This is a genomic window from Chryseobacterium sp. FR048, from assembly GCF_056844665.1.
Window position 1 is genome coordinate 1 of sequence record NZ_JBXDSE010000014.1, and the last position, 21,752, is coordinate 21,752.

A 21,752-nucleotide genomic window follows, 5' to 3' on the forward strand; every position below is an offset into this window, starting at 1 on the left:
ATTTTTTTAATGAGAACGGGCTAAAGCCCGTCCCTATTGAATGATGAAATGTAAGTTCATTATATATTCTGCAGACCATTTTTTACTTTTCCTTTTACTAACATAGCAATCTTCCCTGTAAGACCAGTACAGCTATTCCCCTGCACTTTTTCCATCCCGGAAGGATCCCACTACTTATCCACAATTCATTCTTTTAACCTGATATACAGGCAAACTAAACCTAACAGGTTCCTAAAACCTGTTAGGTTTGGAAATTCACGGCTATATATGAAAGCCCATTATTTTACAATGATGATTTATATTTCTCTTATCCTTATTATTGATTTATCTCGCGGCTTCATTTAGATGTGGTAAATTGCCTGTTTTTCTTTAAGTGAGTTTATTACCTTAGAATAATAAGAATATGAAGAGAATAACCTTTATTTTGAGCTTATAAGAATCCCTGTAGAAATATAAAGATATAAGCATTAGATAGACCTCTATTATTATTGGGAAATGTAGTTGGTGATCTTAACTAAAAACGGATTAAATCTCATAATAAAAAAACCGTTTCAAAAAGAAACGGCTTGTTGTATAGCATTGTAATTTTCAATCTTACATCTCACTGTTGGTATCCGGACATTTGAAGTCATCGCTGCAGCCTGCGCAAATAATTGTACCATTGCAATAGTACATGCAGAATTCTGGTTCAGGAAGTTTAGCTCCTCCGGAAATACTTTTTAATTGGTCTTTTCTTAGTTTTTTTAAATTTTTCATATTGTTTTAATTAAAAGTTTGATAGTTAAGTAAAAGTAATTAATTTATTTTAATATAAACAATAAGATTCGTAGAAAATTTTAATTTCTTTAGAATGATCAGATTTAAAGATGGTTTTGAAGTAGCTATCTGATAATTAACTAAATAAGTAGTATTTGAAAAAAATGTGGGCAGGAAATACTAAAAAGTAAATATTACAGATTTGAAATGAGTTGAGAGGAAAAAAAGAAGAAAATTGCTGCCGGACCAGGTCGGCTATATAGAGTTTGAAAATTAAAAGAGCATTTGCATCCGCCTCTGAAGAATCTTCATTTATCTACTTTTTGTTGTAAAGAATGCTACCGTATAATAGGATAGGGGGATAAAAAAAATAGCCAGTAATTCAATTACTGACTATTATTATGATTATTTCTTAATCAAGCCTAATTCTATAAGCCTTTCATGTAAGAATTCTCCTGCTGTTGTGTCTTCGTATAACTTTGGATTGTTTTCGTCTACACAGTTTTCAAGAGCATTTAAAGACATCGCACTGATGGGATGCATGAAGAAAGGAATTGAATATCTTGAAGTAGTCCATAATTCTCTTGGTGGATTAACCACTCTGTGAATCGTAGATTTCAATTTGTTGTTGGTATGTCTCGAAAGCATATCTCCAACATTGATCATCAATTCATCCGGTTCTGCAATGGCATCGATCCATTCTCCATTGTGATTCTGAACCTGAAGACCTTTCCCTTGCGCACCCATTAGAAGGGTAATCAGGTTAATATCTCCATGTGCTGCTGCTCTTACTGCATCATCCGGTTCTTCAGTGATAGGTGGGTAGTGAATTGGTCTTAAAATAGAGTTCCCTTCAGCGATTTTATCGTCAAAATAAAACTCGTCCAGACCAAGGTGAAGGGCTAAAGCTCTCAAAACATACTGTCCTGTTTTTTCAAGCATCTGGAATGCCTCTTTACCAACTTCGTTGAATTTTGGAAGTTCATCAACGATTACATTGTCAGGATACTCAGCTTTGTATTCCGAATCATCAGACAGGTATTGTCCGAAGTGCCAGAATTCTTTTAAGTCTCCTTTTTTGAAACCTTTAGCAGTTTCTTTACCGAATCCTACATAGCCTCTCTGACCACCAATTCCTGGAATCTCATACTTTTGTTTCGTTTCCACTGGCTGTTCAAAAAAGTTTTTAACCTCTCCATACAAATCATCTACTAGGTTGTCATCAAGAAAGTGGCCTTTTAAGGCTACAAAACCAATTTCTTCATAAGCTTTTCCGATTTCATTTACAAATTTCTGTTTGCGTTCCGGGTTGTCCGAAAGGAAATCACGCAGGTCTACACTAGGTATTTTGTCCATTTTTAGAAATTTACGAATAGCAAAATTACATTTTTTTTAATTTAAATGATTTTAAAATCATTATTTATAAGTTAAATTTGCTGTATGAAAAAATATTCTTCTAAGAGAAGTATCCAAATACTTGCACATCTTCTTCAGCAGTACGGAATTGCAGACATCGTAATTTCTCCGGGATCAAGGAATGCTCCTTTGGCGATTCACTTTTCAGAAGTGGATAGTTTCAACTGTTTCAGCATTGTAGACGAAAGAAGTGCTGCTTTCGTAGCGATGGGAATGGCGAAAAGTGAGAAGAAACCTGTAGCTATTACCTGCACCAGTGGATCAGCGGTAGTTAACTATTATCCGGCGGTGACAGAAGCATTTTACCAGAATATCCCACTTTTGATACTGACGGCTGACAGGCCAACGGATTTTGTAGATATTTTCGATGGACAGACGATCAGGCAGAAGGATGTTTTTCATCAGCACTCTTACGGAGATTTCCAATTGCTGGAAGACAGCAAAGAGAATGCAGAAGATATTAATTTTGATATTATTAAAAAGGCAATCGAGCTTTGTTTTGAAAAGCAGGGTCCTGTTCATATCAATATTCCTTTAGAGGAGCCTTTGTATGAATTGGTATCTGAACTTCCGACCTTCCCAACGGTTGAAAAAACAATCAAGCATAAAGACTACGAAATTCCGTCTAATCTGATTGCAGACTGGCATACCTCTCAAAGGATTATGATATTGGTAGGAACAAGGGATTACAGCCCTGAATTGGAGAACCAGCTCACACAATTGGTGAAGAACCATTCTGTGGTAGTATTGAGTGAAGCCAATTCCAATTTATATCATGAAAAATTTTTCAGACATATAGACCGGTATATCTTTAACTTCACTGAGGAGGATTATAAGACCTATGCTCCGGATCTACTTATCACGGTAGGGCAGAATGTAGTTTCTAAAAAGGTAAAACAATTTTTAAGAAGTGCCCGCCCAAAACAGCACTGGCATCTGGATGAAGTATGGCAGCCTGACACCTACTTTGCCCTTACAGAGAAAATTGAGGCGAAACCTGAGGTCTTCTTTTCCAAACTTTTGAAATATATTAATCTTGAGCCAAGACCTTATTACAATCTTTGGGATGTTTTGAGAGATAAAAAAGATGCTAAGCACGAGCAGTTTCTAAATACGGTAGAGTTTTCCGACTTTTATTTTTTCAATAAAGCATCACAAACAATTCCTGAAAACTATAATATCCACTTCAGCAATTCTTCTGGAATCAGATATGCACAGCTGTTCGATTTTGGCAAAAGAAAAATGTATTGCAACAGAGGAACCAGCGGAATTGACGGTTCTACATCCACTGCGATGGGCTTTGCCATCAAAAATGAAAACCCTACCCTGTTGATTACGGGGGATTTAAGTTTCTTTTATGATATAAACGGTCTTTGGAACCAGTATATCCCTCCATTTGTAAGAATTATGATCTTCAATAACGGAGAAGGGAACATTTTTAAAATTATTCCAGGGCCTGGAAATGCCAACCCAAATACACTGGACGAATTTATCGCTACAAAACACCGCAAGAATGCAGAACATCTGGCTAAACATTTCGGGTTCTCCTACATCAGAGTAGAGGATGAACTGACTTTAGACAGAGTTCTTGAGAATTTCTTCAAGCCGGATTCGCAACCAAAAATTCTGGAAGTGAATACGCACGGGAAAAACAGTGCAGATATTCAGAAAGCTTATTTCAATTTCATGAAAGAAAGCTAAAGATCAAGATATTCTTCATTCCCTGGCAGATTAATGATTCTGTCAATAGGATAGATAAACATATCATCAAAATCATTGAGGGCGTTGATGATCTGAAAGTGGCTGAATTGCTTTATATTTTGTAGAGTAATTTCAGCCTCTTTTATTTTTTTGTGTTTCAAAAGATGCTGTCTCTGTACTCCATTCAGTAGATAAGTGGTGGGAGTAAACCAGTCTTTACCCTTCAAAAAGAGGATATTGGAAAAAGAGGTATCTGTAATATGATTGTTTTTAACAATAATGATCTCTTCTGCCTTAGCTTTCATCTTCATTTTATCCAGTTCCTTACGGTCTTCAAATTTGAAAGAGTAATCAAAGCTGTTGTTTTCTACGAGCTGAAAATCCTGTATTTCAGGAATGGCATAAGGAATCATCTGAGTCCGAACCCTTTTATCAAGGTCATAGGAGATTCTTAGCTTGAAAAGTCCGTCTTCATCATGCTGCAGGTTTTTGTAGATTTTGGCCAGATCAATAGCATCTTCCTTTCCGAAATGGGAAAAGGTATGATTGACACGTTTCTGATGGAGGTCTAATAGAAAAATTTCCTGATCTTCTACTTTAATGCTTTCAATGAATTGGGACATAGATTTTGTTTTTCATTTCCTGATATTCGTCTTCTAATTTGCTCATGTGCGTTATACCGCCTCCGCTTTTGAAATAGAGCTGATCTCCCTCTTTTTCAATAAAGCGTATCATTACACAGCTGTCGACGTTTTTGCCGTCAAACCAGCCACAGACTCCCGTATAATATCCCCTGTCATAGCCTTCTGCTTCCAGAACTATTTCCAGGGTTTTAGGTTTGGGAGCCCCCAGAATAGATCCGGCAGGAAGGAGCTTTCGCATAATACTCCCCAGCTTGCCATCATATTCGGGCTTTAGTTTCCCTGAAATTTCAGAACTCATTGCATACAAATCCTTTTGCTGGGTTTTGATGAAATCAATATGCTGAAATTTGTCAACCTTTACTTCATCCGCTACCATGCTCAGATCATTCCTTAGCAGATCCACTACCGTGTAATGTTCTGCCTTTTCTTTTTTATCATTCTTCAGGATTTCTGCCGCATTTTCAAGGGCTGCATCAATAGTCCCTTTCATAGGATAGGTCAGAATTTTACCGTCAATGATCTTTACAAAAGTTTCAGGAGAAAAAAATACAAAAAAATCTTTATAAAAAACTTTGTACTTCGCATTTGAGTGATAAAAAATTTCTTTAAGGCTTAAATTCGTCTCAATTTCTGTTTTTCGGGTATAATTTACCAGGTAGGAATTTCCAAGACGAATATTTTTCTGAACTTTATCAAAACCGGTTTTAAAATTTTCCATTGTTTCAGGAAAAGATTTCCACTCTATTTTTTTATTTAATTCAGGTTGCTTTTTAGTGGTTGAAAAGTGTTGGAAATCAATTATTAAACCTGAATTTTCAATTTCGTGTTCCTGATAGATTTCAACCTTCTCAGAAAGAAAGTCGATGACGAAAAAATAGGGAACTTTCTGAAGGGAAAGTTCGTCCATCTCCATAAATTTTTGATGATTCACTGAAAACATTTCGCAAAAATACTTATTGATGTTTACTTTTGCATAAAATTTTTATGATGCAGAATAAATATCCTCAGAAACCGGGAATAGATTTTATATTGAAGCAGGCTTTTTTTTACTGGAATAAAACACTGGTTTTTCAGTTGATGTTTTCAATGCTCTTTTTTGGAATCTTTCTTACCTCACTGTTTTTCTTCGGAGAAAGATATGGAATACTGGAACAGAATCAGGTATTGGCAGAAGCCTTTAAAGAAGGAACAAAAGCTTATATAGAAAAGGTTACCGAGCTGAGTGCCACTGAAAATTATCAGATGTTTACCCTGGCGATCTGGGCAACAACAGCATTTCTGTATCCACTGAATATTGGGATGTTCCAGATTTTCAGAAAACTTGATCTTAATGAAAAAATAGAATTGGGAGATCTCTTCGTAGGATATAGCGGGCTTAATTTTTTCAAATACCTTGGATACTATCTTTTCTGGTTCATGATTTACAGGCTGACGGTTCCGACGATATTATTGGCCATAATCTGGGTAGCTATGACGGTTTTTGTAGCTCCGTTAATGTTTTTTACCAATAAAAGAATTTTTGAAGCTCTTTCCCTGAACTTTAAGGCGCTTAAGATGTACTTTATAGAAATAATGGTCTGTGTGATGGTTGCGGTTCTGTTTAAATATCTGGGATTCACACTATTTATCATAGGGGGGCTTTTTACGTTTCCTTTCTGGAATGCGATGATTTATTCACTATACAAAAGTGTTTTTTCAGAAAAAGGTTAAAATTCAACGATGTTTAATGTGTTTTCTTGCTAAAAAAAGTTAATTTTGGTAAAATCATTAAATATTTAAACTATGTCTGACTTTAACGAATTTGATCAGCAGGGGTCTGTCCCAAACAGGGAGACTGGATCAATTATTTCTCATGCTTTCGAAATGTATAAAGGGATTTTTGGCTATGGAGTCGTTGCCATGATCATTTATATGCTGGGAGGGTATCTTATCCAATTAGTGACTGGGGTCAATTCTTCTTCAATGGTAGAGGAAATGCAAGCTTCCGGAGGAAACTTCAATTACTGGAGTATGCCTGGAGTTCCACTATACATGACGTTTTCAGGTCTTTTCGGATTGTTGTTGTCTCCTTTGTATGTAGGATTGATCTATATGGTTAATAAATTTAATACCAAAAGTCAGATTGAGTTTTCCGATCTTTTCATTGGATACCGTCAGAATTTTGTAAACATTTTGCTGTACAGCTTCCTTTCCGGGATTATTTTTGCAGTGTCGGCAGCACTTTGCTTCTTACCGCTTTTCTTTGTTTATCCTTTACTTTTGATAGGGTATCCTATTCTTTTGTTTGAAAACGCTTCGGCAACAGATGCCATTTCAAAATCGTTCAATATTGCGAAAGAAAACTACGGAACATTTCTGTTGACGGCTATTGTAGGAATGCTTATATCAGTAGCAGGGGTTGTTCTTTGTTTTATCGGGGTTATCCTGACAGCACCGTTCATGATGGTTGTGATGTACTCTACATATTGTGCCTTCTTAGGAAAACCAAGACAAATCATGTACAACAAACAATAAGAATATAACAGAAAGAAGATGAATAAAGACAAGCAGATAAGCAGTATTGCAATCAAGCAGATTTCTTTACTGGCCATTATTATTATATTGGCAGGATTGATCTGTTTTAACCTTGCTCTGTTCATCCCGTCTGTTCTGGGGGCTATTACCATTTATGTGGTGTGTAGAAAATACAATTTTTATCTGCAGGAAGAAAAGAAATGGAAACCCTCACTTGCATCGTTTGCATTGATGTTTGCGAGTCTTATCATCCTGATTTTACCCATCTATTTTATTGCTGATCTGATCATTGATAAACTGGGGAATGCTCAGGCTTATATGGCTAAGTTCAACGTATTTCTCGATAAGATCCATTCTTATATTCAAACCAAAACGGGCTTCGATATTCTGAGCCAGGAGAATATGAATAAACTGAAGAGTGCTGTAGGAAAATTTTCAACCTCAGCGCTTAGTGGAACATTCAATACGCTTACGGTGATCATGTCGATGTATTTTATTCTTTATTTTATGCTGGAGAAGCCAAGATTATTCGAAAGAATTCTTACTTCTTCTGCTCCGCTGAAAAGAGCTAATGTCTCTTTGATCGGAGATAAAATGAGGAAACTGATCATGGCCAATGCCATTGGAATTCCTGTTGTGGCAGTAGGCCAGGGGATTGTAGCTCTTATCGGGTATCTGATATTCGGGGCTCCGGGAGCGGTTCTGCTTTTTGCCCTTACTGCGGCGGCATCAGTGATTCCGGTAGTAGGAACGGCCATTGTATATGTTCCGGTATGTATCTTTATGATTGCAGAGGGAAATACAGTTCAGGGGCTTGGTTTAGCAATTTACTGTGTAGTGGTTGTAGGTCTTACCGATAACCTGCTTCGCTTTACCCTGCTGAAAAAGCTGGAAAATATACATCCGCTGAATACCGTATTTGGAATTATTATGGGAATGAACTTATTTGGCTTTATGGGACTTATTTTCGGGCCGATTCTGATTTCTCTTACCCTTCTTCTGGTGCAGGTATACAGAAATGAATTTACAGATGAAAATGCACCTCCCGATCTGGAATTGCCTGATCAGAATGATTGAGAAGAAAATTTAATTTAATTATATAAAAGTGGAAGGAATAAATCCGGAAATATTAAAAGAGATCTGTGTATTTAAAATGCCGTTTGGAAAGTACGAAGGAACCGTATTGATCGACCTTCCGATAAGTTATCTGGAATGGTTCAACAAAAACGGAATGCCTAAAGGAAAACTGGGAATGCAGCTTTCAACCGTGTATGAAATCAAGCTGAACGGATTGATGGATCTGCTGGCACCTATCAGGGCTTCAGTGAGAAACGGAATGTAAAGAATAATCATCTTATAAAATATCAGCAATATTTATCATTGCAGGTTCTATAAAATACCTCTGAAATGAGTCCATTAAACAGACTCACTTCAGAGGTTTATTTTTTACTTCTTAATAATTATTTTTTTCGCCTCTTTCTTTTTATTTTCAGAGTGTATTTCTACAAAATAAACTCCTGTTGTTAAAAGGTTTTCCAAATGTAACTGATGTTTTGAAGCTGCCAGATTTTCTGTATAAACAATTTTTCCGATCGCATCACTAACTTTTATTGAGGAGATTTTCCCGCTTTTTGAATTGATTTCGAAATTTCCGTTGGATGGGTTAGGATAAATATCATTTTCGGCAGGATATTTGGCATCTTGTGTGGATAATACGGCATCAGGAGCTAGTTTGATGGCATCTATTTTAGTTTCATTCACATTTTCTCCTGTAAATAAGTATCCTTTGTCCGGTGTTTGAATAAGCTCTCCATTACGAAGAGTATATGTCATGTCAGGATGTTGCCAGCCCCACAATATATTTCCGTTCAAGTCTAATCCTTTTAAAAAGCTGCCGCCACTTCCGAAGACAATCTGGCCATTTTCAGATTTTATAATATTCAGATCATTCCAGAAGTCAGGATAGGGAGTATAATCATTCTGCCAATGTAAAGTTCCATTGGATTGAAACTTGGTAATCTCTACTCCGAACGTACTATTTTTAGTCTGCATATAAATCAATGCACATCCACTATCTGAAGTATCGGTAATTCTTACATACGGATAATCATGCGAAGCCCCATCAAAAGCATTTTCCCATAGAAGTATTCCCGTAGAGGAGACCTTAACGGCCCAGGTGGCATAGGTGCCGCTTACATTGCCTGCATTACTTACATCTCCATCTATTGATTGGGTTCTTCCGGAAAGATAGAAGTTGCCTTCAGCATTTAATGCCATATCATCTAAAAAATCCCGTTTACTTCCACCAAATGTTTTCCGCCATTGTTCGTTTCCGTCTGCATCGGTTTTCAAGATTAAAAAATCAGTATCATCTGCATTTTTAGAGATTATTCCCCCTAAAAGAAAGCCATTGTCCGGGGTGGCGATAACTTTAGTCATATTGATAAAATTCCATCCTGCTGAGACCGGATAATTTTTGGTCCAAAGCTTATTTCCGTCTTCATCAACCTTTATCATTCTTCCCTGTTTTGCAAAAGAATCGTTGTCACTTGTTGGAACTATTTCACCTGCCAATACATAGCCTCCGGTTGTAGACTGTATATCATATATATTGGTAGCGTGCTCCGTATTAGTCTGCGGAAATTCTTTATTCCACAGCAATGTTCCAGTAGAAGTTGTCTTTGTAAGAATTCCATATTGCGGAGATGGATAAACACTGTAGTTTTGGGTAAAGAAGAACCCATTTCCGGAAGCATTCCCATGAATATTCATGTAAATATTATTTGTATTGTAACTTCCATAAGATTTCTGCCATTCGATTCCTGAAACCTGGGCATTGGCTGTTTGCAGTAAGAATAATCCGGCTGCAAGTAATAATTTCTTTTTCATAATTGATGTTTTTTGTTGTGCTTTATAGTTTATAATTATCTATGGTTCATTATTTTTAAATTTTTTCAAACGTGATTTAAAATCAATTCTATTCAATTTTTTACCATTTGATGTTATGATTTCTTACTTACAAATTTACAGATGAAATATTGACGGGACTATTTTTTATATGCTACAGAGCAACTACGATTAAAGATAGGAATAACTACAAAATGACTACACTTTTTTTATGCTCTAAGATTTGAATATCAAAAGAGTCACAAAAAAAATCGTAATGTAAAGGTACATTACGATTTAGGTGACAACAGTATTAATGTCGTCCGGTATTTTTATTGTTCAACTATGCTTTCAAAGCAGCAATCTCATCCCTCAGTTTTGCAGCCTTGATAAAGTCAAGATTTTTAGCTGCAGCTTCCATTTCTTTCTGCTTCTGCCCGATCATTTTTTCTATATCTTCGCTGGCGTAGCTGGCTTTGGTTTCGGCTACTTTTTGAAGAATTTCTTTTTGGGTATATTTTTCATCAGGGAAATCCTTGCTTCTTCCGACAAGGTTTTCAGATATTTTTTTATTTAAAGCTTTTGGCTTAAGTCCATGATCTTCATTGTACTGCATCTGTTTTGCACGGCGGTATTCCGTTTCATCTAAGGTTGCCTGCATCGATTTTGTGATCTTGTCGGCGTACATGATAGCTTTTCCGTTGATGTTCCTTGCGGCACGTCCTACGGTCTGGATCATAGATCGTCTGCTTCTCAGCATTCCCTCTTTATCAGCATCCAGAATCGCTACCAGGGAAACTTCAGGTAAATCAAGTCCCTCTCTTAATAAATTAACTCCGATAAGTACATCAAAAAGTCCCAAACGGAGATCCTGCATGATCTGAATTCTCTCCAGAGTTTCAACATCAGAGTGAATATATCTTGTTCTGATTCCGAATTTTGTGAAGTATTTTGCAAGCTCTTCCGCCATTTTTTTAGTTAAGGTCGTTACCAGAACCCTTTCATCAGCGTCAGATCTTTTCTGGATCTCTTCCATTAGATCATCAATCTGGTTTAAGGTTGGTCTTACTTCAATAATCGGATCTAAAAGTCCCGTTGGGCGGATAATCTGTTCAATATAAGCCCCACCTGTTTTTTCCAGCTCGTAATCTGCCGGAGTAGCGGAAACATAGACCACCTGATTCTGAATGGCCTCAAATTCTTCAAATTTCAAAGGTCTATTATCCATTGCTGCCGGAAGTCTGAATCCATATTCTACCAGAGCTTCTTTTCTGCTTCTGTCACCACCATACATGGCATGAACCTGTGGAACAGTTACGTGGCTTTCGTCAATAACCATTAAGAAGTCCTTAGGGAAATAATCGATCAGGCAGAAAGGTCTTGTCCCCGGAAGTCTGCCATCAAGATACCTGGAATAGTTCTCAATTCCTGAACAGTACCCCAATTCTTTGATCATTTCAAGATCCAGTTCCGTTCTTTCCTGAAGTCTTTTGGCTTCCAGAGGTTTTCCGATAGAGCTGAAGAAATCTACCTGTTTTACCATATCATCCTGAATCTCTTTAATAGCTCCATTCAGGGTTTCCTTTGAGGTTACAAAAAGATTGGCAGGGTATATCTGTATTTGGTCAAAATTGTCTTCTACATTTCCGGAAACAGGATCAAAGCTTTGAATCTTTTCAATTTCATCTCCAAAAAACTGAATTCTGATCGCATTATCTGTATAAGCAGGGAAAACATCAATCACATCTCCTTTTACACGAAACGTACCTCTTTGGAACTCGTTTAATGTTCTGGCATATAAAGCATTAACTAATGAATGAAGAAGTGCTGTTCTTGTCACTTTTTCACCAATAGCAATAGAAATTAAAGACTTATGAAATTCCGTGGGGTTTCCAATACCATAAATACAGGAAACAGAGGCTACAATCAGTACATCTCTTCTTCCTGAAAGTAGGCTGGCTGTTGCAGAAAGACGTAGTTTTTCAACTTCCTCATTGATGCTCAGATCCTTTTCAATATAAGTTCCTGTTGTTGCAATGTAGGCTTCAGGCTGATAGTAATCATAGTAACTTACAAAGTACTCTACTGCATTTTCCGGAAAGAATTCTTTGAATTCCATGAAAAGCTGTGCCGCCAGAGTTTTATTGTGAGCCAGAACGAGAGTAGGCCTTTGAACGTTCTGCACAAGGTTGGCAACTGTAAAGGTTTTTCCGGACCCCGTTACCCCAAGAAGAGTCTGGTATTTTTCCCCGATCTCGATTCCTGCAGTAAGTTTGTCAATAGCCTGAGGCTGGTCTCCGGTAGGTTTATATTCTGATTGAAGTTTAAAATCCATAGAAAGAATGTATACAACAAAAATACGAAAGAAATTATTAGGCAGGATAATGTTTCGGAGATGAATATTTTGAACTGTTTGGGCTAACCGGATGTTGAGAAGGCTAGAAGTAAGGTTTTCAAGAGATTTTTGTAAGTATAATCAATGGTTTTTATTTTGCCACTAATGCACGAATAAAAAAGATTCGCGCATTAGTGGCTATTAAAATATCCTCGCTGATGAGACGGATTTTTATCAGAACCTGCTTAGTTTTTGAAATCAAAAAGCGCTAATTTTTTAGCGCTTTTAAATTTTATGGACGGGTAAAAGTCATCGTTGCCGGTATCTTTAAGACGGATGCTATAGCTTTTCCATCTTTTACAGCAGGCTTCCATGTAATTTCATTGTTGATGTCAGTTATTGTTCTGAGAAACTCTTTGTTGAAAATTTCATTATTTCCTGAAGTGGTTACATCAGTAGCCTTTCCTTTTTCATCAATATGAATATAGGCCATGGAAGTAATGGTACCTTTTAGGGGTTCGATGGCGCTGACATCCATTTTTTTACCGATCAGCCTTCGAAGCCCGCTTAATCCATCAGGAAACTGTGCTTCGGTATAGTCTATATTGGACTGAGTATTGATATTTGTGTTTTTACCTTCATTTGTTTCAGTCTTTCTTGGGGTGATAGTGTCCGAAACGGCTTTTAAACTTTCCTTTTTAAATCCCATAAAGGTCTTCTGTTTTTCTTGCTGAGCCTTTTCATAATGAGAATGAGTCATTAAGCTAACCTGATAAGGCTGGGGATTTTTTGCTGTTCTGGCATTCTGATAAACCTTGCTGATATACACGTTTGAAAAGTCTGAGTTTTTGTAATCTTTTAAAACACTGTTGTCTATTTTCTTCGAATCAATCCAAACGGCATACTCATTTTTATTTAAAAAAGATTGCAGCTCTTTCTCTGTAGGAATTCTTTTTTTCGATTCAGGAGCATTAAAGAATACTATCTTTTGGCTGTTTCTTTCTGCTTCTGTCAGAAGAGGATAAAGTTCTTCAAGCCTTTTCTTGTCAATGTCAGTGATTTTTTTTGAAAACTCTGCATATTTTTTATGGTTCAACAGATCAGAATACTTGCTTAAAATATCTTTGAACTCTCCATAAGGATCTTCAGCTGAAGTAATGGCCGTAATGTTTCTTATTGGGTCTGGTGCTGTATTACTGATGGCAGTGTCTGCTGCGTAAGTTCTCTCAGAAAATAATATGGCTGCGGCTGCTACTGCTGTAATTCCGACAATTTTCCGTAGTGGACTGAATTTCGTTTTCTTTGCTTTCATCATAATAAATCTTTTTTTGGTGTTGTTAAAATTAAATGAATGAGTAAGAGGTGGGTTTTGATGGGCAAGGAGCTCATCAAGGATTAAATTCTGATATTCTTTTACATTGACTTCTTCATTCAGAACAGATTCATCGGCCAGGAATTCATGATTGGTGACAACAGCTTTTTTATACAGGAAAATAAGCGGGTTGAACCAGGTGAATATCTTTAGTAGATCGATAATGATAAGATCTGTACTGTGTTTTTGATCAAGATGGCTTTTCTCATGCAGGAATATTCTTGGGTCTATTACATTATTTTTTACATAGTTTTCCCCCATATAGATGGTATTCCAAAAACTGAATGGAGGCAGATCTTTTTGTGTCAACAGAATATTATAATCATGATAAATCTGTTTTTTTCCTTTTAGCTGCCGAATTGATAAAACAGCCAGGATACTTTTTATCAATAGAAAAAGTGTTATAGCAGCATAGACTCCCCATAAGACATACATCCAGTTAAAACTCTCCTGTTCAGGCTGTATAAAAGCCATTTGTTGAGTTGCTTCTTCAATGATAATCTGTGGTTTTACTTCTGTCTCAGGTGCCCTTACAGAGATCGTGATAAAAGGGATTATATATGAAAGGATCAGTGAACCCAGCAAATAAAATCGATTGAACCTATACATTTTCTCTTTTTCCAAAGCAAAATAGTATACCGCAATGAAAATGGAAGAACATAGAATGATCTTCAGGATAATGGTTAACATAATTATTCCTTTATCTGTTCATCTATAATATCGCGAAGTTCTTTCAATTGTTTTTGGCTAAGTTTTGCATTAGAAGTGAAAAAAGACGCAAACTGCGAAACAGAGCTATTGAAAAAACGGTCAATCATGGAAGTCATTTCTTCCTTGAAATATTCCCCTTTTTCTACTTTAGGAAAGTATTCACGGGAATTTCCATACAGTATATAGCCTACCAGTTCCTTATTCTGCATTCTTTTCAGCAGTGTTGCAATCGTTGTAACTGCAGGTTTAGGGTCCGGATAAGCCTCTAAGATGTCTTTCATGAAAATCCTTTTCTTTTCCCAAAGGATGTCCATCAGAACTTTTTCAGAATCAGTTAGTTTTATCTCTTTCATTCTACAATGTTGTAATTTGTTCTACAAATGTAGAGTAAAAATTTAAATACACAAATTTTATGGCATTATTTTTCCATTCTTTTCTATTATCAAATCATAATTATATGAAAATCAATCAATTTTATGTTCCTGTTCTGAGTGTTTTTTTTATTTTGTCTTCCTGTAAAGAAAATCCGGTAAAAGCACAGCAAACCGGGAAAGATGGTAGCGTAGAAACTGAAAAGCCCAATTCCGAATACCAGCCCGCATTCAAAGGGCAGACAAGAATTAAAGCCGTGAAAACAACTGCTGCCTACAATGTTGAGATCCTGAATAAAGACCTTGGAAGACCTTGGGGAATCATCAATTTACCGGACGGGAAGTTTCTCATTACCGATAAAAAAGGCTATATGAACGTCGTTTCGAAAGATGGAAAACAGATCTCGAAAGTGGATGGCTTTCCGAAAGTAGACGCAAAAGGGCAGGGAGGTATGCTGGATGTTGCTCTGGATCCTGATTTTAACACCAACAATATTATTTATTTCAGTTTCTCGGAGCCTTTTGGAAAAGGAAACCTGACTTCAGTGGCAAAAGGGAAACTATCTCCGGATCTTAAACTTATTTCTGAGGTGAAAGTCATCTTTAGGGCAGAGCCTTCCTATGACGGAGATAAACATTACGGAAGCCGGTTGGCTTTTGATAAAGAGGGAAATTTGTTTGTAAGTACCGGAGAAAGATCAGATAAGGTTACCAGGGTGTATGCCCAGAAAACCGATAATTATCTTGGGAAAATTTTAAAGATCACAAAAGAAGGTAAGCCTGCTCCGGGAAACCCTTTTATCGGGAAATCCGGATATAAACCTGAAATATATGCTTATGGTGTCCGAAACCCACAAGGAATGGCGATAGATCCCAATGGAAATCTATGGGACGTGGAAATGGGACCTAGAGGCGGCGATGAAATCAATCTTATTCAACCTGGGAAAAATTACGGTTGGGGCGATGTTACCTATGGAATTGAATATTCCGGGGATAAGGTAGGCAAGGGAATTACTCAGCGGGAAGGCACAGAACAACCTGTTTATTACTGGGACCCTTCCATTTCTCCCAGCGGAGTCACGTTCTATACCGGGAATATGGAAGAGTGGAAAGGAAATCTCTTTATCGGATGTCTGAGCGGAGAGCATATTGCCAGAATCGTAATGAAAGATAATAAAGTGATAGGAGAAGAGCGTCTGCTGGCAGATCAGAAAGAACGTTTCCGGGATGTGCTGAATGGAATGGATGGAAATTTATATGCGGTAACGGACAGTGGAAAACTGTACAGAATTTCAAAAAAATAAAAAACGTCTGCTGAAAATTTTCAGCAGACGTTTTTGTTGGATAGCAGGAATTTCATAAAGTCATAAAAATAAAACACTAATTTTTATTAAATGATTCTAAGTTGCGGGATAGCAAATGGAAACTTCCAGCTTCCCTGCTTATCAAAATTTAAAATTCAATCTTGCAAAGACCTGTCTTCCTGCAAACCCCATCTGTACAGGGTCGAATATTCCTCCTGACTCTGTATTTCCTGTAGTCACCTGAGTTGTCTGCAGTGTTGGGTATCTGTTGAATAGATTTTTACTACCTAATGTCAGGTTGATATTCTTTGAAAATTCATATCCAAAGGAAAGGTCTGTGGTTACTTTCGGGTTGTAGACCTGTTCTACATTATCGTAGCCGATCAGGGTTACCTTATCAAACCTTACCAGTTGTAGGTTGGCGTTGAACTTGTTGAGTTTGTAATTTAGGTTTAAATTAACTTTTGTTTTAGGAGCAGAAGCCAGAATAAAACCTCTTTCTCTCGGGCTCAGATAGATGTCTTCTTTTCCTTTCAGGCGGTCGGAAGTATTCACATTCGTAATCTCCATATCATTATAATTTCCTGCCAAAGTAGCGGTCAGCTTTCCTGAACCAATGCTTTCATTATAGCTTAATATAACATCAACACCTTTGGTACGGGTATCAATGGCATTGGAGAAAAACTGAACCTGATCAATGTATGGATAATCGGTCTGAACATCTGTAGGAAGATCGTCTCTTGAGAAGTTTCCTGTAAGCACAATTCTGTTTTTTACACTGATGTAGTAACCGTCAACCGTTGCAGTGAACTTACCTGTGTTAAAAGTGAATCCTGCACTTCCATTCACCGAAGTTTCCTGTTTCAGCTGAGCAATTCCGACTCTGTTGGCAAGATCGCTGTCGTTAGAAGCCAGCTGGATCGTAACCAGTTTTCCTCCCTGAAAATTGGTAAACTGCTGACCATAATATTTCTGAGCCAGAGAAGGCGCTCTGAATCCGGTAGAAGCTGATCCACGGAATGCAAACTGTGGTGTAATGGCATATCGTATGGCAAACTTACCATTCATGGTACTTCCGAAGTCATTATAGTTTTCAAACCTTCCGGCGATACTGATCATCAAGTTTTTGGTAATATCAAGTTCAGTATCTACATACGCGGCAAAATTATTTCTGCTTTTACCAATATTGGTTGAATATCCAGGAAATCCCTGGGAGCCTCCCGGTCTTACTGCTCCGCTCAGAGGATTGGTCACTAATAAACTTTCAGGCGTATCACGGGTTACAATATTTCCATTGGTATCATACATGGCATAAGATGCTTCTTCTCCCTTGATGATATTGAATTTTTCATAACGGAATTCAGACCCGAAAGCAATGTTAAGCCCTTCCAGAACTTTAAATTGTTTGGTTGCATTAAAGCCGGTTGTATTTTGCAGCAATGAATGTCCTCCGGCATCGAAACTTGTAGGAGACTTTACGCCCAATGTTGCATTGATCGTATTGGTAATGTCATAAGTAAACCTGTTGTTTCCGAATGCATTATAAACATCAATGTCCCAGTCTGCCACTTTGAATCTCAATCCATTATCAAAAGTGAAATCTGTAATGCTGGTATCTTCGATCGGATTGAATCCTGTAGGGTAAACCTCAGGAATGTTTCCATCTGCGTCTGCGGTTCTTGTCCAGGCATACGCTTTTGTATTTCTGTGAGAAAACCCCTGACGGGAATAGAATTTGAGCCCGTCAGATAAAGGCAGTTCAATATTTCCGAAAAAATAAATATTCTGAGCCTTTGCATCTCCGAAGCGTTGTCTGGGAGCAGGGGAAGGATCATTATAAATGGCAGGATTTGCATTCCGGATGGCATAATCTTTATTGATGAACTCTGCGGTGAAATTTCCAAATCCGCCTTTCGATCCTATTTTGGTTCCTAAATTTCCACTGAAATCAAAGGTGGTTCCATCGATTTTATGGTCAGATACAATATCATTATTTCCAGGGCTTTTAAAAAGATTTGCCCCTGAGAAAATATTTCCTTCGAAGCCATGGTCACGGTCGTTCAGGATAACATTGATTACCCCTGCTATGGCATCTGATCCATATTGTGCTGAAGCTCCGTCACGAAGTACCTCAACTCTCTTGATAGCGCCGATAGGAATGGTATTCATGTCATAGCCGGTATTTCCTCTTCCTTTAGTTCCGAAAAGATTGATCAGTGAAGACTGGTGGTATCTTTTCCCATTGAGTAAAAGCAGCGTCTGGTCCGGTCCCAACCCTCTCAGGGTCGCCGGATCTACTGCATCAGCACCATCTGATCCGGATTGTTTGTTGGAGTTGAAAGATGGGGCGGCAAACTGTAGCAGCTGGTTTACTTCTACCTGGCCGGTAGCCTGGCTTACCTGCTTAATGTCGATGATATCGATGGGAACAGGAGTATTGGTAACCGTTCTTTTTTTATTCCGGCTTCCGGTGATGGCAACTTCATCTATCTTTGACTCTTTTACAAGAGTATCCTTTATCTGCTGGGCATAAGATAAGGAGGAAGCACCAAGAAATATGATGCAGATGTACTTTCTCTTCATATTGATAATTTTGGGTAGTGATTTACTCAAAATTATCAATATTTATTTTTAAATCAATAGTAAAATTAATTATTTGTTATGAATGTCTTAATTTATTGCCAAATATTGCAATTCAAAGAAAAATAATAATCAATTATTGATATTAAATGAAAATTTTTAATATTAAAAGCTGGTAATGATTCTGTTAATTCCTTCTTCCAGTATTTCCTGTGAAGTGGAGAAGCAAATCCTGATATGCCCTTCCGCTCCTTTTCCGAACCATCTTTCCGAGCCGGGAACAATCGCAACTTTTCCATGCTGCAGGACATGTTGTGCAAATTCATCACTGGACATTCCGTTTTTAATTTTCGGAAACAGGACAAAAGTGGCTTCCGGAAGGCTTGGTTGTAATACTTCTGAATTACTCAGCAGTTTGTAGGCGAGATCTCTGTTATTCTGAAGATGGTTCAAAAATTCTTTATACCATGGCTTGGCTTTTTCCAGAGCAACACTTCCGGCAATCTGCGATAAGGTAGAAACTCCTTCTATCGTAGAATTGAAATTGGATTTCTCAGTGAAATCTTCAAGAATCTCCTGATCATTACATAAAACAGCACCAATTCTTAATCCTGCAATTCCAAATGATTTTGAAAATCCATACACCGTAAAGCTTTTTTTCTTCGCTTCTTCCGAAACCGAGGAGTAGGTGTAAAAATCCTTCTGATCATAAATAATATCACTCCAGATCTCATCGCTCATTACCCATAGATCATGGGCCGCTGCAATTTCTGATACTTTTTTTAATGTTTCCTTAGAATATACTTTTCCCAGCGGATTGTGAGGATTGCATATACTGATAAGTTTAGTTCTGGGATTGATGGCAGAAACCATTTTTTCAAAATCTATTTCTCCGGTGATGGTATCAACCGGGCATAAAACAACTTTCCCACCAGCGGTCTCCACCGATTTCTTGAACAGGAAATCCACTGGATCCAGAATGATGGCTTCATCACCGGGATTTAAAACATAAGAGGCAATCAGAAACATTCCCTGGGCTGCACTATTGACAGCCAGTACATGTTCCGGAGAAAAACTACCGTGCTTTTCTGTATTAAAATGTTCTGCTACACTCTTCTTAAACTCAGGAAGCCCCGAAAAAGGGCCATAGCTGAGGTAACCGTCTTTAATATAGTCAATGATGCCCTGTTCAATTTCAGGGGCTGTTCTGAAGTCCGGATCCGCTGCCGTTAGAGGAATGATTCCGTCTTCAAGAGTTGCCCATCTTCCATTGTAGGCTTTTCTCTTTAATGCTTCAAAGTTGATGTCGTTATTGGTGAACATGCTTTATTTATAAGATATGGGTAAAATATTTTCGGTATACTGATTGAGAGGAAGCAGAAACTGATTCAGTAAAATTCTGCCGTTGTTGATGTGGAATTCTATTTCCTGTTTTCTTTCTGTCTCATATTGGCTGAAAGCTTTTGTTATATTATCTTCTTCAACTAAATATTTAGTCAGAACGAATGAGTCTTTGAGGGCAGAGGTCACTCCCTGGCTGGTAAAAGGAATCAGAGGATGAGCTGCATCTCCGATAAAAACGATATTATCCTTATAAAAAGGGTTCAGTTCTTCCAGTTCATAGACGCACCATAAATGTACATTTTCATAATCCGAATTCTTGATAATAGATGGGATCAAAGGGTGCCAGTTATCAAAAACTTCGAGCATATATTTTCTTAAACTATCGATAGAACATTCATTAATCCTGTATTTTTCATTGTCAAACTGTGAGTACCAGAGAATGGTATCTTCAGAAAGCTTAAGGATTCCAAAAGTAAGACCGCCATCCTCATGATGAAACTTCATAAAATCGTTTTCTACAGAGTCTGCAATTGCTTTATTTTTGATGATGTTCACCACTTCATTTTCTCTTACCAGTTTCATTTTCTCTTCCGGAAAGAGATTCTTCCTGATACGGCTTTTAGAACCGTCTGAGATAATGGCAATATCTGCATCAATATAGGTTCCGTCAGATTTCTTCAGCTTTCCTTTTTCCTGATCACAGGGAATGACTGTTTCTTCATAGGTTATTTTTTCAGGAGCGATATTCCTGGCGAGAAGATTGATCAGTGCGTGCCTTGAAATGGCAAAAACATTGTTGAGGTCCTTTTCCGCGAGTACTTTTCCCGTATGGGAATATTGGATGTATTTTTTCAGAAAATTTCCATGCTCAAAGAGCTGCGAAGGGTCTATGATCTGAGAAAGGTATTCGATGCCTTCCTGAGGAATGAGAAAGCCGTGGCCTGCCAGGTCTTCTTTCTTTCTTCGCTCATAGAGATGGTAATCAATCCTGTGCTTTTCTAAATAATTCGCCATGCTCAAGCCGGAAACACCGGCGCCCACGACAGCAATTTTGTTCATTTTCGGAATAACGGATTTTTCAGGTTAGTGTTTAAGTATCTTTTTGAAACTGATCATTAAGTCGCACAAAATTAAATTAAAAACATTCATTATTTTGAAAAAATAAATTAATTTGATTTTGAATTTTTGAAAATTTGAATGAAAAGCATAAGATTAATGATGTTTTAAACGATTGAATTTCTGATAAATAAATTGTTAGACAGTTTTATTATGCCACGAATGCACGAATAAAAAAGAATTCGTGTATTCTAAGACATCTGCAAATTATATCTTGTTAAATTTACAAAAGGTTCATCTCCTTTTATCACGGCGAAGATTCTAGAGATTAGTTTACAGCATACCGCGTCCGTAGCAATATTCAGCGGTATACAATTTTATCGAAGATAAAATCCTTGTGTCTTACAACACTTTGTATGTAAAAAACTTGCGCCTTTGCGATTTCCCACCTTCCATACTTTCCGCACAGAACCCTGGTCATCTGTAAAACCTGCGAGCTAATAATTTTATTTTCATTAAAATCAATGTCATCCGCTGAAAATAAAAGTCAATCCAAAGAATTCACCAGTACAAAATAACGGCACGCCAGAATTCCCTTTTCTATTTCATATTGCGCTTCCATTTTGGGAGCGCTTTTTTATTTCTATGCTGTTAAGCTTTTTGATCTCTATTAAATTGTGTAAATGACGTAGATTTGTTGAAAATCGCAAAGGCGCAAAGGATTATATACATTATGGGTATTTTAAGGCGCAAGAAGATCTA

17 protein-coding genes are annotated in these 21,752 nt (G+C 37.3%); 6 read left to right on the plus strand and 11 right to left on the minus strand.

The window, feature by feature from the left end; all coding sequences use genetic code 11:
- Positions 1 to 594: 594 nt before the first annotated feature.
- On the minus strand, positions 595 to 756 hold the full coding sequence (locus AC106K_RS26340; protein WP_185114449.1) for a bacteriocin-like protein: 162 nt from the start codon (positions 754 to 756) through the stop codon (positions 595 to 597).
- Between the two features lie 405 nt (positions 757 to 1,161).
- The gene (locus AC106K_RS26345) at positions 1,162 to 2,112 is read right to left on the minus strand and encodes an isopenicillin N synthase family dioxygenase (protein ID WP_482448603.1); all 951 of its coding nucleotides are present in this window, start codon (positions 2,110 to 2,112) and stop codon (positions 1,162 to 1,164) included.
- 84 nt (positions 2,113 to 2,196) lie between these two features.
- On the opposite strand from AC106K_RS26345, the gene menD reads away from it, so the two are divergent.
- Positions 2,197 to 3,873: a 2-succinyl-5-enolpyruvyl-6-hydroxy-3-cyclohexene-1-carboxylic-acid synthase gene (gene menD / locus AC106K_RS26350; RefSeq protein WP_482448604.1), complete on the plus strand. Its 1,677-nt coding sequence runs from the start codon at positions 2,197 to 2,199 to the stop codon at positions 3,871 to 3,873.
- Here the strand turns inward: menD and AC106K_RS26355 are convergent.
- Positions 3,870 to 4,496 (minus strand): aminotransferase class IV, encoded by a 627-nt coding sequence (locus AC106K_RS26355; protein ID WP_482448605.1) that lies wholly within the window; start codon positions 4,494 to 4,496, stop codon positions 3,870 to 3,872. The genes menD and AC106K_RS26355 overlap by 4 nt on opposite strands.
- Entirely contained in the window at positions 4,480 to 5,457 is a 978-nt protein-coding gene (locus tag AC106K_RS26360; RefSeq protein ID WP_482448607.1) for an aminodeoxychorismate synthase component I, read from the minus strand. The genes AC106K_RS26355 and AC106K_RS26360 overlap by 17 nt, the downstream gene beginning before the upstream one ends.
- A 44-nt stretch (positions 5,458 to 5,501) precedes the next feature.
- Between AC106K_RS26360 and AC106K_RS26365 the strand changes: the two genes are divergently transcribed.
- From AC106K_RS26365 to AC106K_RS26380, 4 genes are all read left to right on the plus strand, one after another.
- Entirely contained in the window at positions 5,502 to 6,227 is a 726-nt protein-coding gene (locus AC106K_RS26365; protein WP_052769377.1) for a hypothetical protein, read from the plus strand.
- 72 nt (positions 6,228 to 6,299) lie between these two features.
- Positions 6,300 to 7,031: a beta-carotene 15,15'-monooxygenase gene (locus AC106K_RS26370; RefSeq protein WP_482448608.1), complete on the plus strand. Its 732-nt coding sequence runs from the start codon at positions 6,300 to 6,302 to the stop codon at positions 7,029 to 7,031.
- Positions 7,032 to 7,049: 18 nt separating this feature from the next.
- Positions 7,050 to 8,108, plus strand: a complete 1,059-nt coding sequence (locus tag AC106K_RS26375; protein WP_482448609.1) for an AI-2E family transporter — start codon at positions 7,050 to 7,052, stop codon at positions 8,106 to 8,108.
- Between the two features lie 37 nt (positions 8,109 to 8,145).
- Complete coding sequence (locus tag AC106K_RS26380; protein ID WP_047098941.1) at positions 8,146 to 8,373, plus strand: DUF3820 family protein; 228 nt, start codon at positions 8,146 to 8,148, stop codon at positions 8,371 to 8,373.
- Positions 8,374 to 8,477: 104 nt separating this feature from the next.
- Here the strand turns inward: AC106K_RS26380 and AC106K_RS26385 are convergent, their stop codons facing one another.
- The 4 genes from AC106K_RS26385 to AC106K_RS26400 all read right to left on the minus strand — a co-directional run bounded on the left by AC106K_RS26385 (position 8,478) and on the right by AC106K_RS26400 (position 14,688).
- Entirely contained in the window at positions 8,478 to 9,920 is a 1,443-nt protein-coding gene (locus AC106K_RS26385; protein ID WP_482448611.1) for a T9SS type A sorting domain-containing protein, read from the minus strand.
- Between the two features lie 340 nt (positions 9,921 to 10,260).
- A complete protein-coding gene (uvrB, locus tag AC106K_RS26390) occupies positions 10,261 to 12,252 on the minus strand; it encodes an excinuclease ABC subunit UvrB (RefSeq protein ID WP_185290777.1) in 1,992 nt (663 codons plus the stop codon).
- Between the two features lie 292 nt (positions 12,253 to 12,544).
- On the minus strand, positions 12,545 to 14,314 hold the full coding sequence (locus AC106K_RS26395; RefSeq protein ID WP_482448613.1) for a M56 family metallopeptidase: 1,770 nt from the start codon (positions 14,312 to 14,314) through the stop codon (positions 12,545 to 12,547).
- A 2-nt stretch (positions 14,315 to 14,316) separates the two neighbouring features.
- Entirely contained in the window at positions 14,317 to 14,688 is a 372-nt protein-coding gene (locus tag AC106K_RS26400) for a BlaI/MecI/CopY family transcriptional regulator (protein WP_482448615.1), read from the minus strand.
- Between the two features lie 104 nt (positions 14,689 to 14,792).
- On the opposite strand from AC106K_RS26400, the gene AC106K_RS26405 reads away from it, so the two are divergent.
- Entirely contained in the window at positions 14,793 to 16,010 is a 1,218-nt protein-coding gene (locus AC106K_RS26405) for a PQQ-dependent sugar dehydrogenase (RefSeq protein WP_482448617.1), read from the plus strand.
- A 141-nt stretch (positions 16,011 to 16,151) separates the two neighbouring features.
- Here the strand turns inward: AC106K_RS26405 and AC106K_RS26410 are convergent, their stop codons facing one another.
- The 3 genes from AC106K_RS26410 to AC106K_RS26420 all read right to left on the minus strand — a co-directional run bounded on the left by AC106K_RS26410 (position 16,152) and on the right by AC106K_RS26420 (position 20,993).
- A complete protein-coding gene (locus AC106K_RS26410) occupies positions 16,152 to 18,593 on the minus strand; it encodes a TonB-dependent receptor plug domain-containing protein (protein WP_482448619.1) in 2,442 nt (813 codons plus the stop codon).
- Positions 18,594 to 18,755: 162 nt separating this feature from the next.
- Complete coding sequence (locus tag AC106K_RS26415) at positions 18,756 to 19,913, minus strand: pyridoxal phosphate-dependent aminotransferase (RefSeq protein ID WP_482448621.1); 1,158 nt, start codon at positions 19,911 to 19,913, stop codon at positions 18,756 to 18,758.
- A gap of 3 nt (positions 19,914 to 19,916) precedes the next feature.
- Positions 19,917 to 20,993, minus strand: a complete 1,077-nt coding sequence (locus AC106K_RS26420; RefSeq protein ID WP_482448622.1) for an FAD-dependent monooxygenase — start codon at positions 20,991 to 20,993, stop codon at positions 19,917 to 19,919.
- Between the last annotated feature and the right edge of the window lie 759 nt (positions 20,994 to 21,752).

Coding starts and splice junctions, on each gene's coding strand:
- AC106K_RS26355 (WP_482448605.1), bottom strand. CDS start 4,496: ATGTCCCAATTCATTGAAAGCATTAAAGTAGAAGATCAGGAAATTTTT.
- AC106K_RS26420 (WP_482448622.1), bottom strand. CDS start 20,993: ATGAACAAAATTGCTGTCGTGGGCGCCGGTGTTTCCGGCTTGAGCATG.
- AC106K_RS26365 (WP_052769377.1), top strand. CDS start 5,502: ATGATGCAGAATAAATATCCTCAGAAACCGGGAATAGATTTTATATTG.
- AC106K_RS26385 (WP_482448611.1), bottom strand. CDS start 9,920: ATGAAAAAGAAATTATTACTTGCAGCCGGATTATTCTTACTGCAAACA.
- AC106K_RS26405 (WP_482448617.1), top strand. CDS start 14,793: ATGAAAATCAATCAATTTTATGTTCCTGTTCTGAGTGTTTTTTTTATT.
- AC106K_RS26370 (WP_482448608.1), top strand. CDS start 6,300: ATGTCTGACTTTAACGAATTTGATCAGCAGGGGTCTGTCCCAAACAGG.
- AC106K_RS26375 (WP_482448609.1), top strand. CDS start 7,050: ATGAATAAAGACAAGCAGATAAGCAGTATTGCAATCAAGCAGATTTCT.
- AC106K_RS26345 (WP_482448603.1), bottom strand. CDS start 2,112: ATGGACAAAATACCTAGTGTAGACCTGCGTGATTTCCTTTCGGACAAC.
- AC106K_RS26400 (WP_482448615.1), bottom strand. CDS start 14,688: ATGAAAGAGATAAAACTAACTGATTCTGAAAAAGTTCTGATGGACATC.
- AC106K_RS26395 (WP_482448613.1), bottom strand. CDS start 14,314: ATGTTAACCATTATCCTGAAGATCATTCTATGTTCTTCCATTTTCATT.
- AC106K_RS26410 (WP_482448619.1), bottom strand. CDS start 18,593: ATGAAGAGAAAGTACATCTGCATCATATTTCTTGGTGCTTCCTCCTTA.
- AC106K_RS26360 (WP_482448607.1), bottom strand. CDS start 5,457: ATGTTTTCAGTGAATCATCAAAAATTTATGGAGATGGACGAACTTTCC.
- AC106K_RS26340 (WP_185114449.1), bottom strand. CDS start 756: ATGAAAAATTTAAAAAAACTAAGAAAAGACCAATTAAAAAGTATTTCC.
- uvrB (WP_185290777.1), bottom strand. CDS start 12,252: ATGGATTTTAAACTTCAATCAGAATATAAACCTACCGGAGACCAGCCT.
- menD (WP_482448604.1), top strand. CDS start 2,197: ATGAAAAAATATTCTTCTAAGAGAAGTATCCAAATACTTGCACATCTT.
- AC106K_RS26415 (WP_482448621.1), bottom strand. CDS start 19,913: ATGTTCACCAATAACGACATCAACTTTGAAGCATTAAAGAGAAAAGCC.